The sequence below is a fragment of the Nocardia cyriacigeorgica genome (assembly GCF_010858045.1).
Lineage (GTDB): Bacteria > Actinomycetota > Actinomycetes > Mycobacteriales > Mycobacteriaceae > Nocardia > Nocardia cyriacigeorgica_E.
Window position 1 is genome coordinate 413,233 of the sequence record NZ_JAAGVC010000001.1, and the last position, 14,795, is coordinate 428,027.

Annotated in this window: 16 protein-coding genes and 1 pseudogene; 12 read left to right on the forward strand and 5 right to left on the reverse strand. The window is 65.3% G+C overall.

Annotated features, from left to right (window positions below):
* Positions 1 to 105: 105 nt before the first annotated feature.
* Positions 106 to 1,410: a carotenoid oxygenase family protein gene (locus tag GV790_RS01940; RefSeq protein ID WP_163809742.1), complete on the reverse strand. Its 1,305-nt coding sequence runs from the start codon at positions 1,408 to 1,410 to the stop codon at positions 106 to 108.
* A 211-nt stretch (positions 1,411 to 1,621) separates the two neighbouring features.
* Here GV790_RS01940 and GV790_RS01945 point away from each other — a divergent pair, with 211 nt between their 5' ends.
* From GV790_RS01945 to GV790_RS01970, 6 genes and pseudogenes are all read left to right on the forward strand, one after another.
* The gene (locus GV790_RS01945) at positions 1,622 to 2,164 is read left to right on the forward strand and encodes a PadR family transcriptional regulator (protein ID WP_163809744.1); all 543 of its coding nucleotides are present in this window, start codon (positions 1,622 to 1,624) and stop codon (positions 2,162 to 2,164) included.
* A 567-nt stretch (positions 2,165 to 2,731) separates the two neighbouring features.
* Positions 2,732 to 3,850, forward strand: coding sequence for a PheS-related mystery ligase SrmL (gene srmL, locus GV790_RS01950; protein WP_163809746.1), 1,119 nt, complete (start codon positions 2,732 to 2,734; stop codon positions 3,848 to 3,850).
* A gap of 808 nt (positions 3,851 to 4,658) precedes the next feature.
* Complete coding sequence (locus GV790_RS01955; RefSeq protein WP_163809748.1) at positions 4,659 to 5,249, forward strand: DJ-1/PfpI family protein; 591 nt, start codon at positions 4,659 to 4,661, stop codon at positions 5,247 to 5,249.
* A 23-nt stretch (positions 5,250 to 5,272) separates the two neighbouring features.
* A pseudogene (locus GV790_RS01960) lies at positions 5,273 to 5,509 on the forward strand (dihydrofolate reductase family protein); the annotation flags it as partial.
* A gap of 117 nt (positions 5,510 to 5,626) precedes the next feature.
* Positions 5,627 to 6,472 (forward strand): helix-turn-helix transcriptional regulator, encoded by an 846-nt coding sequence (locus tag GV790_RS01965; protein WP_163809750.1) that lies wholly within the window; start codon positions 5,627 to 5,629, stop codon positions 6,470 to 6,472.
* 77 nt (positions 6,473 to 6,549) lie between these two features.
* Complete coding sequence (locus GV790_RS01970) at positions 6,550 to 7,314, forward strand: glucose 1-dehydrogenase (RefSeq protein ID WP_163809752.1); 765 nt, start codon at positions 6,550 to 6,552, stop codon at positions 7,312 to 7,314.
* A gap of 183 nt (positions 7,315 to 7,497) precedes the next feature.
* Here GV790_RS01970 and GV790_RS01975 read toward each other — a convergent pair whose 3' ends face one another.
* On the reverse strand, positions 7,498 to 7,800 hold the full coding sequence (locus GV790_RS01975; protein ID WP_163809754.1) for a hypothetical protein: 303 nt from the start codon (positions 7,798 to 7,800) through the stop codon (positions 7,498 to 7,500).
* Between the two features lie 251 nt (positions 7,801 to 8,051).
* Between GV790_RS01975 and GV790_RS01980 the strand changes: the two genes are divergently transcribed.
* Both GV790_RS01980 and GV790_RS01985 read left to right on the forward strand, forming a co-directional pair.
* On the forward strand, positions 8,052 to 8,786 hold the full coding sequence (locus tag GV790_RS01980) for a helix-turn-helix domain-containing protein (RefSeq protein WP_163809756.1): 735 nt from the start codon (positions 8,052 to 8,054) through the stop codon (positions 8,784 to 8,786).
* A 4-nt stretch (positions 8,787 to 8,790) separates the two neighbouring features.
* A complete protein-coding gene (locus GV790_RS01985) occupies positions 8,791 to 9,273 on the forward strand; it encodes an NUDIX hydrolase (protein WP_163809758.1) in 483 nt (160 codons plus the stop codon).
* On the opposite strand, the gene GV790_RS01990 is transcribed toward GV790_RS01985, so the two are convergent.
* Positions 9,249 to 9,776, reverse strand: a complete 528-nt coding sequence (locus GV790_RS01990) for an HD domain-containing protein (protein ID WP_163809761.1) — start codon at positions 9,774 to 9,776, stop codon at positions 9,249 to 9,251. The two genes, GV790_RS01985 and GV790_RS01990, sit on opposite strands and share 25 nt — an antisense overlap.
* Before the next feature lie 206 nt (positions 9,777 to 9,982).
* Here GV790_RS01990 and GV790_RS01995 point away from each other — a divergent pair, with 206 nt between their 5' ends.
* Complete coding sequence (locus GV790_RS01995) at positions 9,983 to 10,429, forward strand: VOC family protein (protein WP_163809763.1); 447 nt, start codon at positions 9,983 to 9,985, stop codon at positions 10,427 to 10,429.
* A gap of 120 nt (positions 10,430 to 10,549) precedes the next feature.
* The gene (locus GV790_RS02000) at positions 10,550 to 10,921 is read left to right on the forward strand and encodes a DUF4186 domain-containing protein (protein WP_163809765.1); all 372 of its coding nucleotides are present in this window, start codon (positions 10,550 to 10,552) and stop codon (positions 10,919 to 10,921) included.
* A 248-nt stretch (positions 10,922 to 11,169) separates the two neighbouring features.
* Here the strand turns inward: GV790_RS02000 and GV790_RS02005 are convergent, their stop codons facing one another.
* Positions 11,170 to 11,928 carry a phosphotransferase family protein gene (locus GV790_RS02005; RefSeq protein ID WP_309138970.1) on the reverse strand — a complete coding sequence of 253 codons (759 nt, stop codon included), beginning with the start codon at positions 11,926 to 11,928 and terminating at the stop codon, positions 11,170 to 11,172.
* Positions 11,929 to 12,266: 338 nt separating this feature from the next.
* Between GV790_RS02005 and GV790_RS02010 the strand changes: the two genes are divergently transcribed.
* Positions 12,267 to 13,181, forward strand: coding sequence for a D-alanyl-D-alanine carboxypeptidase family protein (locus GV790_RS02010; RefSeq protein WP_163809769.1), 915 nt, complete (start codon positions 12,267 to 12,269; stop codon positions 13,179 to 13,181).
* A 31-nt stretch (positions 13,182 to 13,212) separates the two neighbouring features.
* Here GV790_RS02010 and GV790_RS02015 read toward each other — a convergent pair whose 3' ends face one another.
* Complete coding sequence (locus tag GV790_RS02015; RefSeq protein WP_163809771.1) at positions 13,213 to 13,668, reverse strand: VOC family protein; 456 nt, start codon at positions 13,666 to 13,668, stop codon at positions 13,213 to 13,215.
* 271 nt (positions 13,669 to 13,939) lie between these two features.
* On the opposite strand from GV790_RS02015, the gene GV790_RS02020 reads away from it, so the two are divergent.
* On the forward strand, positions 13,940 to 14,779 hold the full coding sequence (locus GV790_RS02020) for an SH3-like domain-containing protein (protein WP_163809773.1): 840 nt from the start codon (positions 13,940 to 13,942) through the stop codon (positions 14,777 to 14,779).
* Positions 14,780 to 14,795: the final 16 nt, after the last annotated feature.

Consider the following 14,795-nt stretch of genomic DNA (forward strand, 5'->3'; position numbering starts at 1 on the left):
CTCGAAGACGGTGTCGCAACCATCGTGCAACTTCAAGTCGGCTTGAAGTCCAGGGGTTGGGTGCGTCACCACGCGTGGCCCGTCGCCGTGCTGTGCGCGGAAGGTTCAGTCCGGGTCGGGAACCCAGCTGCCGTGGAAACCAGCGGGTACCCGGCGCGGGAGGCGCACGGACCCCACCTGGGATAGCTCGTGGGCATCCAGGATGACGAGCTCGGCACCGACGAGCGAGAGCAGCCAACCCTCGTCCTCGGCCCGGCGGCCTTCAGCGGGAACGAAGACGGCCTCGCCGGGGTGCTCGGCGCGGCGCATGATCGCTCGACCGGTATCGAGGTCGTACTTCACGATCGCCCCCGAGCTCACCGTGTAGAGGTAGCGGTAGCCACGACCGGTGACGGCGAGGTCGTGCGTCGGGAACTCGATCGCGCGGTCATCGAGGCTGTCCTCGGAGACCACGCCGGTGGCCGGGTGCAGCGTCCACCGGTGCAATCGCGCTCCGGCGGCCGGGGTGTCCGCGGAGGCGGATGATATGCCGCCGATCGTGGTCCAGACGGCAGCGAAATCCTCGGGGCGATAGCGGGCGCCGTCGATGACGATCGCGCCGTCGCGTTCGTAGGCATTGCCGATGTGGAATATGTAGCAGGGCTCGATATCGAACCACTGGACGGGCCCGGCTCCGCGCGGCATGACGCCGAGTCGAGCCCCGTACTCGTCGTCCCAGCGGTAGGGCATCGTCACACCGCCGATTGCCATTTCGTGATCGAAGGTAACCGGCAGGTCCAGCCAGATGACGTAATTCTCGGTGATCGCGAAGTCGTGCATCATGGTCGGGCCCCGCACCTCGACCTCGCGGCTCTCGACCAGCTGTCCCGCTGCCGACAGCCGGTGATAGGTCAGGTAGGGCGGTTGGAATCCGTAGCCGAAAAACAGCAGGTCGCCGGTGCTCGGGTCCAGTTTCGGATGAGCAGTCATGGCCGTGTCGAGGCGTCCGCCGAAGTCGCAGGGGCCGACGGTCTGCAACTCGGGAGTCACTTCGTAGGGGAATCCCGCTTCGACCAAGGCGAAGATACGATCGCCGTGGGGGATGACGTGGGTATTGGCGCTCACTGCTGCCCGGTCGATGGTGGCATCCTCGCGAATGAATGGCGCGCGATCGGTGAAGGCGGTCGTGCGTACCCAGCGGTTCCGATACCACTCGGCGTGGCCTCCGCGCAGGCGCACCCCATGGATCATGCCGGCTCCGGCGAACCAGTGCCCGTTAGGTTGCCCCGGTGCCGGATTGGGTCCGTTGCGGAAATAGCGGCCGGTCAGCTCGTCGGGCAGGGTGCCGGTCACCTCGAGGTCCAACGCGTCGATCTCATCGGGCACAGGCGCGAGGTGGCCGGTCAGCCAGGCTGGTCTGGTAGGGGGCATCGTTGTTCTCCATGATCTCGCTGGTGTGCGGGAGAGGCGTGGTGTCTGCACCTTTGGGCACAATCGCCGCCATTGGCGCCGAGTTCGGGAGTCTCGGGCTTCATCGTCACAGGAGTTCGCACACAGTGAAACCTTCGATATTCCACTTGCGACATGTCGAAAATAAACCGTCCTATTTCGACATGTCAAGGAAGGGTCGTAGGATCGCGGTATGAGTCTGCGCTACGCCGTGCTGGGACTGGTCGCGGAGTTGGACGGCGCCAGTGGATACGACCTGGTAAGGCTGTTCGATGCCTCGCTGGGCAATGTCTGGGCCGCCACCCAGAGTCAGATCTACGGCGAACTCGCCCGACTTACCGACGATCGCCTGGTCGAGATCGCCGCGGAAGGGCCGCGAGGCCGCAAGGAGTACGCCATCACCGATCGTGGCAACGCCGAGCTGCTGCGCTGGCTGACCGAGACCGATCCCAAGCCCGCGCGCCGCGACGAAGCGATGATGCGGATGTTCCTGCTCGGCCGGCTCGGGCCGGAGGCAGCTGTTCGCTTCCTCGACCACCAGGTCGAAACCCTCGGGAAGGCGATGACCGAAACCGTGGAGATGGAGGATGCGATCGCGTGGGGTGAGGACGACTTCTCCTTCTACGGACATCTGGTGCTCGAATACAGCAAAAGGTTCATCGCCTTCCGCCGCGACTGGTATGGCTGGGCCCGTGAGCAGGTGCAGGAGCGCGAGCGAGCCCGGGCGGCAAGGTAATCGCGGTCAGCTCAGCCGAGCCGTGTTCATTCCTCGCAGGGCTTCCTCTGCCCGACGGTCTTTTCGCACAGCCGGCCGGGAGCGCGAATCGCGGGTCGCGCCCGGCGTTCATCGTCCGGACGGGCGGTTCTACCTGTTCGCTGTGCGGTGTTTCGAGGTTGCGCGGGCGGGGGAGGGCTGTGCGCCGAAACCTCCGCTCGCTTGCTGAGACTGGTGTCCGCGTTCGGTGTGCCGAAGATCTGATGTCGGCGGGTTGCTGGTGCCGGCGCGGCGGCGGCGAACCCGGGCGAATGGCAGTAGTGAAGTCGTGCAGAGAAGTCGATGTCGAATTCGGAATTCGTTGGCGTGACCGAGATCTCGGTTCTTCCGCCGCCGATCCCGCACCTCGCGCGCCCGCCGTCTGTCATGTACTGTGGTGTCGTGCTCAGGCAGCAGCGATTTCGTAGCCCCCGGCCGGCACATGGCCGCGGGGCATCGATGCGCATGCGTAGCGCCTAGATCTCCGCAGGCGCGGCCGGGGGAGTTCCCTTCCTTCGACAGTCCGCATCCCGTTCCGGAGATCTCCTCATGTCGCACGCCAACTATCTGACTTCTGACCAGCTTTCCCGTGCACTGAGCATCCGTGACCTCACCGACCCTGCACAGGGTGAGCACGCGATGCAAGTCCTTCTCGATGCCGTTGTGATCGGGCTGCATACCGAGTGGGACTGTACGGTCCGATACGTCCGTGACTCGCCCATCGTGCCAGTGCGCGAAAACTACGACCGGCTCGGCTACGCACCCGACGATGTCACGCGAGCGCGCCGCTACACCCGGTACATCAGCCCGACGGTCATGCTCCGCAGCCACACAAGCGCCCAACTCCCGACCGCGCTCGAAGCCTACGCAGGCCAGACCGGTATAGATGAGCTGATCGTGGCTCCCGGCCTCGTCTACCGGCGCGATGTCGTCGACCGCAGCCATGTGGCCGAGCCGCATCAGGTGGACCTCTGGCGCATTCGCGCCACCCGCGACACCGACGATGGTCACCTGCTCTCGATGATCGGCCGTCTGGTCGAGACTGTCCTACCCGGCGCCGAGTGGACCGTGACCGAGGTCGAACACCCGTACACGGTGGGTGGACGGCAGATCGATGTGCTCCACCGTGGCGAGTGGCTGGAACTCGCCGAGTGCGGGCGTATTCACCCTGACGTGTTGCGTGGATCGGGTCTCGACCCCGAGCAATGGTCCGGCCTTGCGCTCGGGATGGGTCTGGAACGGGCGCTGATGCTGCGGAAATCCATTCCTGATATCCGCTACATCAGGGCAGAGGACCCGCGCATCGGCACTCAGATGCGAACGCTGGAGCCGTGGCAGCACGTCTCCCCGCTTCCGGCGGCGCGACGAGACATCTCCGTGGTCGCGGCCGAGGAGGAAGACGCCGAAACCCTGGGCGATCGCATCAGGACGGCCCTCGGCGACGACGCCGACGTCATCGAGTCCGTCGAAGTGCTCAGCCGGACCCCGCACCGCGAACTACCCGACTCCGCCCGTTCGCGGCTCGGCACGAAGGACGGCCAAGCCAACCTCTTGCTGCGGATCGTCTTGCGTCCCGTCGACCGGACTCTCACCTCGGAGCAGGCCAATACGATCCGAAATGCGATCTACCGAGCGGTGCACGAAGGACCGGTGATGGAACTGATCTGATCTGAGCGGTGCGGCCATGTGCCCCGGCGACACCGCCAAGGTAGCCGCGGATACCGATTGTCGTCTTGTGATGCCGCCGCATCGAGACGGAGGTCAGGCGCCATTCATCACCTACACCGATTCGCAGAGCGCGGATAACTCGTTGCGGCCCGATCCTCGACTGGATGCGGAACAATCTGCACCGTCCGCTGGCTCTCGATGCTATCGCCGCCTACGGGGTGATCAGAGTGCGCTACCACTTCCCGCGCTCGGCACGGACGTCTCGACAGTCGAATGGCAAGCAGTGCCACCATCGCGGCACCGCCGCCATTCCTGATCACGAGGACGGGCCCCTCCAGGGATTGAGCGGATCATTCCGGCCTCGTCGAGCACAGAGGCTGGCCAGAATTTGTCATGTACTGGCCAACTCGCCACTGGGGCGCTGCTCCTTCCACGCACACAATGAGTGCGCACATCCCGGAAGGAGCAAAGATGACAGACAAACCAGCCGCTGAGGCGCAGCTCGGTCTCCCCACCTCGGAGCTGGCCGTCGCTGCGGACGCACTGGTGGCCGAAGTTTCGCCACCGTTGGTCTACAACCACTGCGCGCGCCTACCTTTCACGCGCGTGAGCCGGCGAAGGTGATCGGTCTGCGTCGGTGCGATGCTGTTGTCCGCCGCCGGGATCACCGGGAACAGACCATGCGTCACGCATCACCGACTGATCCGGCAACTGGAGCAGGAGGGCGGCGTGTTCACCAGGGCGCGGGTCGTGGAGGACGGCGACCTGCGGGGGACGGTGTGGCGGCGTGAGATCAGTAGAGGGGAACATGACAACGTACGGAATTCTCATCTTTGCCGAAGCTGAAGAACTCGATTTCGCAGGCCCCTGGGAGGTATTCACCACCTCGGCCATCTTGCGAAACGCAGGCGGTAGCGTCGTCTCGATCGCCGAACGGCCGGAACCGGTGCGTTTCAGCAAAGGTCTTCGCGTGCTGCCGGATCACACACTCGACGACCACCCGCCTCTGGACGTGCTGCTCATTCCTGGTGGTCGCGCGGCTCGGGAAACGGAGCCGCACAACACCGTCGTCACCGAGTGGATCGCTCGGACGGCGGCCACGGCCGAGTGGGTGGCGAGCGTCTGCACCGGAGCGTTCTTACTGCATGCCGCGGGTCCTGGGCGGGGCCGTCGGCTCGCAACCCACTGGAAGTACGAGGACGCCCTCGAAGCGCGCGGCGATGTCACGGTAGTCCGTGACGCGCGATTCGTCATAGACGGCAAAGTCCTGAGTACTCAAGGAGTGTCGGCGGGAATCGACGGCGCATTATGGCTCGTGAGCAGGCTGCACGGCAGCAGCCACGCGCGTGAGGTCGGTCAGGAAATCCAGTACGATCCGCTGCCTCCTTTCCATAGTTGATGAGCCCGAACCGGCTGACCCGTAGCACGATCGGCAGCCTCAGCCTGAGCCGTTCCCTGCTTCGAGCCGGACTCGTCGACCGCTTCCGCGTCGTGATGTTCCCCGTCATCACCGGCGCCACGGGTGAAGAACGCATCTATGACGGCTATCCGGACGTCGCCCTCGAGATGACCGACCACCGCACCTTCGACGGCCGCACCCAGCTGGTCGAATACAAGCCCCGCGTGCTGGAGCACCCGCCACTCGGCGGGCCCGCGTGAGGTCGACCTGGATCGCTGTCGGGTCGGCGGGGCACGGAGCAAGCTACCGGTCGCCGCACTGTGCCCCGCCCGCCCGCACCGGGAACAGGCCCACCGCGACCGGCGTTGTCGTGGCTTATGACCAGCGAGTTCGAGCCGTCCCGTCGCGAACTGTTACGTGACTTCCTGCGCACCAGACGCGCCCGCCTGAGTCCCCAGGATGCCGGGATCATCGCGTCCGGCAGGCGGCGCACACCCGGGCTGCGCCGGGAGGAGGTCGCGGTGCTCGCCGGGGTCGGGGTGTCCTGGTACACCTGGTTGGAGCAGGGGCGCGAGATCACGGTCTCCGCCGGCGTGCTCGACGCGGTCGCCCGGGCGCTGCAGCTGAGCGAACCCGAACGCGCGCACCTCTACCTGTTGGCCGGGTCGAACCCACCGCCGGTGGACTGTGCGCCCCGCTCGGCGGTGCCACCGGAGATTCGGCAGTTGGTCGACGGGTGGGAGGGCCGGCCCGCCGTACTCCGCGATCGATACTGGAATGTGCGGGCGTTCAACGACACCGCGCGGGCGGTCTTCGACTACCGCGATGGCGACCACAACTGCCTGATCACCTACTTCACCAGTCCACGCTATCGCGCGATGAACGAGCTCTGGGCCGCCAACGCGGCCGCCGTGGTGGCCGCGTTCCGGGCCGACGCGGCGGTCTGCCCGGGGGATCCCGAACTCCGCCGGGTGGTGGACGAACTCGGTGCGGTGAGCCCCGAATTCGCCGAACTCTGGGCGCGGCAGGAGGTCGGTGCGCCGGAGCAGGCGGTGAACGCGCTGCGTCATCCGGATGCCGGGCCGTTGTTCTTCGACGTCACGACGTTGACAGTGGCCGACCGGGCCGAATGGCAACTGGTGCTGTACAACCCCCGCCCTGGCACACCGACTACCGAACGTCTCCGGCAGCTGCACCGGACCGCCGTGCCGATGCCCGCCTGACCTTCGCAGGGTGGTGGTGCCACACCCACCATAAACGCGCACTGTTCCCCGCGCGGGCGGCCGAGCACTGTGGAGGCATGACGCACAACAACTCTCGCTTCACAGACAAGATCGCGCTCATCACCGGTGGTTCCAGTGGTATGGGCCTCGCCACCGCCCACCGGCTCATCGCCGAGGGCGCCACGGTGATCGTGACCGGGCGTGACAAGGCGCGGCTGGATCGCGCGGTCGCCGAGCTCGGCGAGCGCGCGATCGGTATCGCCGGTGACGCCACCGCCCTGCCCGATCTCGAAGCACTCACGGCCGAAGCCGGCGCCCGTTTCGGACGGTTGGACGTGGTATTCGCGAACTCCGGCATCGGCGCGTTCCACACCATCACGGAGGTCGACGAGACCGAGTTCTATCGTGTCCTCGACAGCAACCTCAAGGCCGCCTACTTCACAGTTCAGAAAACACTGCCCCTGCTGCCCGACGGTGCCTCGATCGTGATCAACGCATCCTTCGCCCCGTATCGCGGCGCCCCCGCCGCAGCCCTCTACACTGCCTCCAAGGCGGCCGTGCAAAGCCTGTCTCGAACCCTCGCCGCCGAGCTCACCGATCGGCGTATCCGCGTGAACTCGGTAAGCCCCGGCTACATCGACACCCCGGCCTTCCGCGCCGAAGCCGCACCAGGGCTCGAATCCGCCATAGCCACCACGGTCTCCGCCGGGCGCCTCGGCACACCGGAGGATGTAGCGGCGGCAGTGGCGTTTCTGGCTTCTGACGAAGCGGCGTATATCAACGGGCAGGATCTGCTTGTGGACGGCGGGTTGATCACCGTTTCGTCGGCAGCGATGCTGTAGGGGGTTATTGGAGAGCTCCGCCCTGCTGGCTCTCGGTCGTATCCGAACGGAGATGTCTTCCGCGGCCTTGTACTCGCACGCGAGGTGATCGGTGCCCCGATCATCGCGGCCACCAGATCGTCGCAGCGATGACCAGTAGCGGTAGGGCGATCGCGATCACGAAACCGGCGACGACGAAGGTACTCATCGCGTCCCTTCCGCATACGCCCAGCGAGCGAAGCTGAGACGAGGGGAGACAGTTTCCACGTCGGCTACGTTCATGACGGCGTTGAGTTCTAGTGGGCCGAGGTGATCGGGCGCGGGCACTATCACCACATCTGCGGCGGCGTTGCGTGCCTGGTCTGCTACCCGGAGCACCGACCGCCCGTCCGACCACACGAGGCGGTACCCGAGGTGGCGGGCGAGGCGGTGTATCTGGGCGCGATCCCATTCGGGTGCACGGCTGATGTCGGCGTCGATCCAGCCGAAGGCGATCGAGTGGTTCATGGCGCCGCCTGGCCGGGCTGCGAGTGGCTACAGTCCAAATGGTCGCCCCAGGATGCGGCTGTCGAGTGGGCGCGTTGTCCAGCAGTGATCTGCTCGAGGAGGGTTGGCATTGAAACCCCTTGTGTTGGCCTTGGATTGTTTGGCTCGGAGAGCGAAGTTGCCCCCCGACACGACAAGAATCCCGCGACATATAGGGACGGAATAACCCAAGATTTGGGACACATAGGGACGCTTTGGGTTAGAACGTAGCTATGACGAATGAGCGGCTGCGGGGTGCAATGGCAAGCGCGAACCTTACGAAACACGCTCTGGCGGAGCGACTTGGCGTCAGCACGAAAACCGTTGAACGGTGGATCACGCAGGGCCGGTGTCCACACCCCGGACTACGCCTGAAAGCGGCTCGAGTCCTCGACCGGGACGAAACCTACCTGTGGCCCGTGTTGCTGGCCGGCAGCAGGTCCGCAGCTGCTTCGCTCTCGGAACTGGTGCAGGTTTGGCCGACCCGGCCCGAGGTGCCGCAGGAGGTATGGCGCTCGCTGATGAAACAAGCCGAAGACCACATCGACGTATTGGTCTACGCCGGAGGATTTCTCGTCGAGTCACTGGACTTCGTGAGCGTCGTCCGTACCAAAGCCGGTGCCGGCGTCCAGGTCCGGATCCTTCTGGGCGAAAGCGACTCCCCGCAGATCGTGGCACGGGGACGTGAAGAAGGCTTGCCCTCGTTGTCGCAGCGGTGTGCGTCGACGCTGGAGTACCTTCGGGAAACGATGGACCTGCCGATGGTGGATATCCGGACGCATCGCACCACGCTCTACAACAGCATCTACCGATTCGGCGACTCGCTGTTGGTCAACACTCACAGCTACGGTGCGTACGCGGCGAAATCTCCGGTTCAACATCTTCAAAAGGTCCCCGGCGGACGACTCTTCGCCTACTACATGGACTCATTCGAGGCTGTCTGGAAGACAGGCCGCACCGTAACCTGACGTCATGGGACGGCGAATCGACTATCACCAGGACCCCAACGCACCGGCCGCGAACAGTGTCCGCCCGAGCGCAGCCGCGTTTGTCCAGAAGGGTGGGGAAGTCCTGCTGATCTGCAGGTCGGACAACGGCAACTGGTCCATGCCGGGTGGCGCGCACGACCCAGGCGAATCGCTCACTCGTACCGCTGTTCGCGAGACTCGGGAAGAGACGGGGGTGGATATCCAGGTCACCGGAATCGTCGGCATCTTCACCGATCCCACCCACGTCATCCATTACACGAGCAACGACGAGGTCCGTCAGGAATTCACCGTCGTATATCGCGGCGAGCCGATCGGTGGCCGACCTATGACCAGCAGCGAGAGCACGCGCGTCGAGTGGGTTCCGGTCGATCGGATCCCTGCCCTGGCGATGGACCGCAGCCAGCGCAAGCGGATCGACTGGGCGCTGAACGAGAGCGAGCCCTACATCGATCCCGATGCGCGCTGAGCAGCTGCTCGCAGTCGAGGTTCCGCCTTCGTGATCGCGGTATGAACGATGTCGCCCGGTTCATAGCGTTCCAGGATCTCAGCCAGGCGCTCATCCACCGTGAAATCCTCCCCGTTCGGACCCGTCGACAGGTCGGACCACCACAGGAAGTCTTCGGCCTTCTCGAGCCCGGCCACACCAGAGAGTTGGAACTCGTCGAATATGGCCGAGTCCAGACCTCTCACTTCAGCCTCGACCTCGGCTGCCGTATGAAACGCGACCAGATGACACACAACTGGTGAGTACCCGAGTGATCGCAGCAACCGGGCCCCGTCTATCGGATGAAATCCGAGGTCAGGATGGCCGTAACCGACGTCATGCAGGTAGGCAGCCGTAACCGCATCCCCGCGAAGGTCGCCAGGCAGCAGCTTCGCTACAGACGCCATCCGGCGCCCCACCGCGACCGAATGAGTCCGACGCGACTCAGCCAGCGGGGCCAACAGCTCAGCGACAGCCCGATTCACGGCCGTCATGGTACGCATCTCTCCGACGCGTCGAGACTCGAGCGATGCTTGAATTTCGGCTCGGGGTCCTGTTGGCGGTGGTCCAGCGGGTCCATCTCCGCGTAGGAAACAACTCCGATAATCACGACACCAGGTGTCGCGATTCCTTGAAATCCTGACGTGACGACCGATCGAACACACGATGGTCGGTACCGAAGGAGTATGAAGTGCTGTCTCAGCTCAACCCGTGCATCACGTTCGACGGTAATGCGCGGGAGGCGATGGAGTTCTATCGAGAGGTCTTCGGTGGGGAACTGGAAGTGGGGACGGCTGCGGACTTCGGGTCGGCGGAGTCCGTGGGGGCTGACAAGGTCATGCACGCGCGGCTCGATACGCCGGCCGGGTACACGTTGATGGGTTGGGACTATCCGGAGGACAGGGCGGATCATCCGTTCTACCGGCCGGGGAACAATGTGGCGCTCTTCCTGGGTGGGGAGGATGCCGAGGAACTCCGCAGCTACCTCGCGAAGCTGGCGGTTGGTGGCACCGTTACGTTGGCTTTGGCAGAACAGGTGTGGGGTGACGAGGCCGGCTCGCTCGTGGACCGATTCGGGATCAGCTGGATGTTCAACATCACCGTTCAGGATCGATCGACCAGCGAGGCAGTGGTCTGAGGTGCAATCCGGGTTCCTGGGGGCACTGTGCTTCGCGCACGTCCCCACGGCCTGTTGCGGGTTGATCGCTCGATGCTCGTGCGAGGAGCATGGTGGTGTGATCGGACGTCTGTACCTGTGATGGACGAGCTGGATGCGAGGCTGCGGCGGATCGGGCAGCATCACTTCCGCGCGAAGTTCCGGCTGCGTGGGCGAGATCGCGCGGTGGTGGATCTGCGCGGTATGGCGACCGTCCGGAAACATGCCGAGGAGCTGATCGAGCGCAGGCTGGCCCCGGCCGAACCACGCAACGACGGGCGTCAGACGCCCTATCGCGGGCACCCGGTGTTCGTCGCCCAGCACGCCACGGCGACGTGCTGTCGCACCTGCTTGGAGCGGTGGCATGGCATTCCGGCGGGGCGGCCGCTCGATGAGGGCGAGCGGGGGTATGTCGTGGAAGCGATCTGCCGGTGGATCGTGGGGCAGTACGCTCCGGGCAGCCCGCCGCCGTAAGAAGTCACGCGCTCACCGATGGTGATGAAGGGTCCTGCCCTGGTTCGTGCATTCGGGTGCTGGTCGCAGGGAGCGGTAAACCGGTCTCGCAATCTGGCGCGCCGATCCCGGTGCAGTAGGCGCGCACGATCGGTCGGGCGCCACAGGTTCGGTGTCGGTGTGCGAGGCGTTGAGGCATCTTCCTCATCCGGGTGCGCCCTGTGGGCGATCGTCGGCACGGATTGTGCTGACCGAAAGTGGCTGGTGGCCTACATTTCCCGGCATAACGCCAGTTTTCGCAAGATGTCTACCTCGCAACCGGGTGAGTACGGGTCGAAGCCGTGCTCGATCAGCCAGCGGATTCCGCGCAGACACCGCAACGACCACCATCCACGGATGGCCTCGAAGTCGACGGTTGTGCCGTAACCGGCGACGACGTGGTCCAGGTGCTCCGGGTGTCCGAGCGTCAAGGTGGCGAGGTCGTGCATGGAATCGCCCTGGGCCGCCTCGGTCCAATCGATCACGCCGGTGACGTCGTCGCCGTCGACGAACACGTGGGCGACCTGGAGATCGCCGTGCGTGAACACCGGTGTCCACGGCCGGAGCACGGCCTCGGCCGATTCACGGTTGCGGGTGATCACCGCCGTGGGAAGCACCTCGTTCGCCTCGAGCCACGCGCATTCGGCATCGAGCTGCGCCGTCAACTCGTCGACGCTGCGACCTGGCCCGGGCGGCAGCGGCGCCGCATGCAGGCTCCGCACGGCGGCCCCGGCCGCGACCCACGCCGACGGCGACGCCGACGACGGCTCCCCGAGGCGCCCGAGCGCCGCTCCGGGCAGCGCGGCGAGCGCGAGCACAGGAGGCTCACGCCACAGGACCTCCGGGGTCGGGATCGGTGCCCGCGCCATCGCATCGACCTCGATATCGGTACGCGCCTGATCGGCGTCGATCTTCAGAAACACCTCGCCGACCCGCAGCGTCGCGCAATCATGATGGGCGACCACGACTTCCACCCCTCGGTTCTCCACACGGATCATTGTCGTGAGAACGAGCACCATCGTCACCGGATTTATCGCGCACGGTGACCTATCCGGCCGGTCGGAATTCGAGACCGATGAGCTCGATCACCTGACTCAGGTGCTCAATGTTCGGATCCCGGGACGCAGCAAGCTGATCGTGCCCGAGCGGGCGGCCGTCGGTCGCGCTTGGACGAGAACGGCGAGATCATCATCGACATCTGACCGCCGTCCCGGAGATCGGAAACCGGACGCCGATCGCAGTCGATAATGCCCGGACCAGCGGCGAAGCCATCGCGTCATGGCCTGAAATCCCACCATCGGGCAGTACCAGGCCGCACAATGACCCGATGCGAACCTATGTCCGCGCGCTGCCGGCGGCTATTGCCGGGGTGCTCGTCGTTTTCGCGCCTACTGTCGCGGCGGCTCCGGTTGCCGGCGGCTCGAATGGTCAGGCTCCGTTTCCGGTCGCGATGCAACCCGAGGGTATTCAGGCACGGGGGGCGGCGCTCGCGGAGGGGAATACGGGGGTGATCGTGTGGTCGCGGGAGGCCGATGTGCGGGTTCCGGTGGCCAGCCTGACCAAGATCATGACGGCGGTGGTCGTGCTGGAGTCGGGTGATCTGGAGCGGCCGGTGACGGTGCCGCAATCGGCGATCGATGCCTCGGCCGCGCATGGTGGGAGTTCTGCCGGGTTGGTCGCCGGTGAGGTGCTCACGGCACGGCAGCTGCTGTACGCGATGATGCTGCCGTCGGGTTGCGATGCGGCGTATGCGCTGGCCGAGGCGTTCGGCCCGGGGCGGGAGGCCTTCATCGGCAAGATGAACGCCACGGCGCACCGCCTGGGGATGGTCAACACGCGTTTCACCGATCCCAGCGGGTTGCCCGTGCCCGACGATTTCGCCACCTACTCCACACCCGTGGATCTGGTGCGGCTCGGGCATCATGCGATGGGCAACCCGGTGTTCCGCGACATCGTCGGTACGCGGGTCCTGCACCAGCCCGCCGGGCCGGCGAACCGCGCGCATGTCTGGGAGAACACCAACGACCTGCTGCACCGGTACCCGGGCACCACGGGGATCAAGACCGGGTCCACGAATGCCGCCGGAACCTGCTTGATGTTCGAAGCGCGCCGGGGTGCGCAGCGGCTGCTGGGTGTGGTGCTGCACAGTTCACCCTTCGATCTGGATGCCGCTACCGCCGATGCCGCGCGCATCATGGACTGGGGCTTTCTGCCGGTCCTGAGTTCGCTGCCGGTCGGCTGAGCGGCGCGGCGTTTCGCGGGAGGTTTCCGGTTCAGCCCTGCGGCCCGGGGCGATCGGCGAATATCCCTTGCAGCATTCCGGTGGCTTGACCGATTTCGATGAGGTATCCGTCCGGATCCTTCATATAGCAGCGCAGTTCGGCCTTGCGGTCGATGGGATCGGTCAGGAACCGCGCACCCTTGGCCGATGCGGTCGCATGGAAATCGGCGATATCGGCGACGCGCACATTGAGGAACGCCGATACCGGATCATCGGGCTCGGGTGGTGTCAGCGTGATATCGGGCTTATCCGGAGTGGGCCCGCCGCCGGGGTTCATGATGATCCAGCTGTTGGCCACCTTCACGATGCCCGGATTCTCCTCCAGCACCACCTCCCCGCCGAAGATGTCGGCATAGAACTGCCGAGAAACCGCCACATCGCGCACCGTGAGGAAATGGGTGACGAGCAACCCACTCGCGGGTACCGGCCAATCATCTGTGCTCGGCATGGCTGATTCCTTTCCGCCGGGGCCGGCCGGCGTGTTCGTCGACGTTGCTTACGGTGGGATTTTCTCGCTGTGTCCGGCCCAAACATCCCGGTGCGACACGGCCGCGAACATTCCTGAGTTGTCGAATCAGCAGCCGCCGCTCTCGTCAGCTGTCCCGGCCGTACCGGGAAATCCCCGAGAATGCTTCCCACCAGCAACGACGAGGCATACATTCGACCGTGTGAGGTGCGCCGCCCAGTAGTTCGACATGGCCGCTACGAAGGGAGCCTTCATGAGTACCGCCGCGGAGCGGGCCGCCCAGCTCGATCTGGTGGCTCGGCTCCATTCGTCCTATCCGGAACTTCCCGATGCGCCGCCGCCCGATCTCATCGATCACGAGCGTTTCAAGGCGTATATGAAGACAGTGCACGACGTCGGCGGGGAGCCGGACGCGCCGATGAAGTTCGAGAACAAGCAGTACGAGGTGTGGGAGCACAACACCTACGTGATCTGTGAGGTGCTCGCCTGGCGTGGGATCTGGCTGTCGGAGGAGCGGCGCCGGATGGGCAACGTCGACGTCGGGCGGGCCATCTACCTGGGGTTGCCGTATTACGGGCGCTGGCTGCTCGCCGTCGCGCGCGTTCTCGTCGAGAAGCATCACATCGCGCTCGGCGAATTGAGTGAACGGATGGAGGAGGTGCGGGCGCGCTACGACGGCGGCCTCGCCGGAAAGTCGTTGGCGGCGCAGCCGAAATTCGAAGGTGACGGCTCGCAGGTGGCGCGCAACGAGCACCATATTCGTGCCGTCGGTAAGGGTGATCCGCAGGTGTTCGCGGGGCGAGCGGGAGAACCCGGTTTCCGGGTCGGCGATTCGGTCACCGTGCGCGATATGCCCGCGTTGCTGTACACCCGGACCCCGGAATACGTCCGCGGCGCCACCGGAGAGATCACCTCGGTGGCCTATGAAAGTCCGGCTGCCGAAGACGAGACGTGGGACCGCCCGGACGCGACACCCGAATGGTTCTATGTCGTCCGTTTCGATCTCGCCGAATTGTGGGACGGCTACACCGGTACGACGAACGACACCCTCCAGACCGAACTCCCGGAGCGCTGGTTGAAGCGCGCAGCATAAACAACCGTGTGCCAGA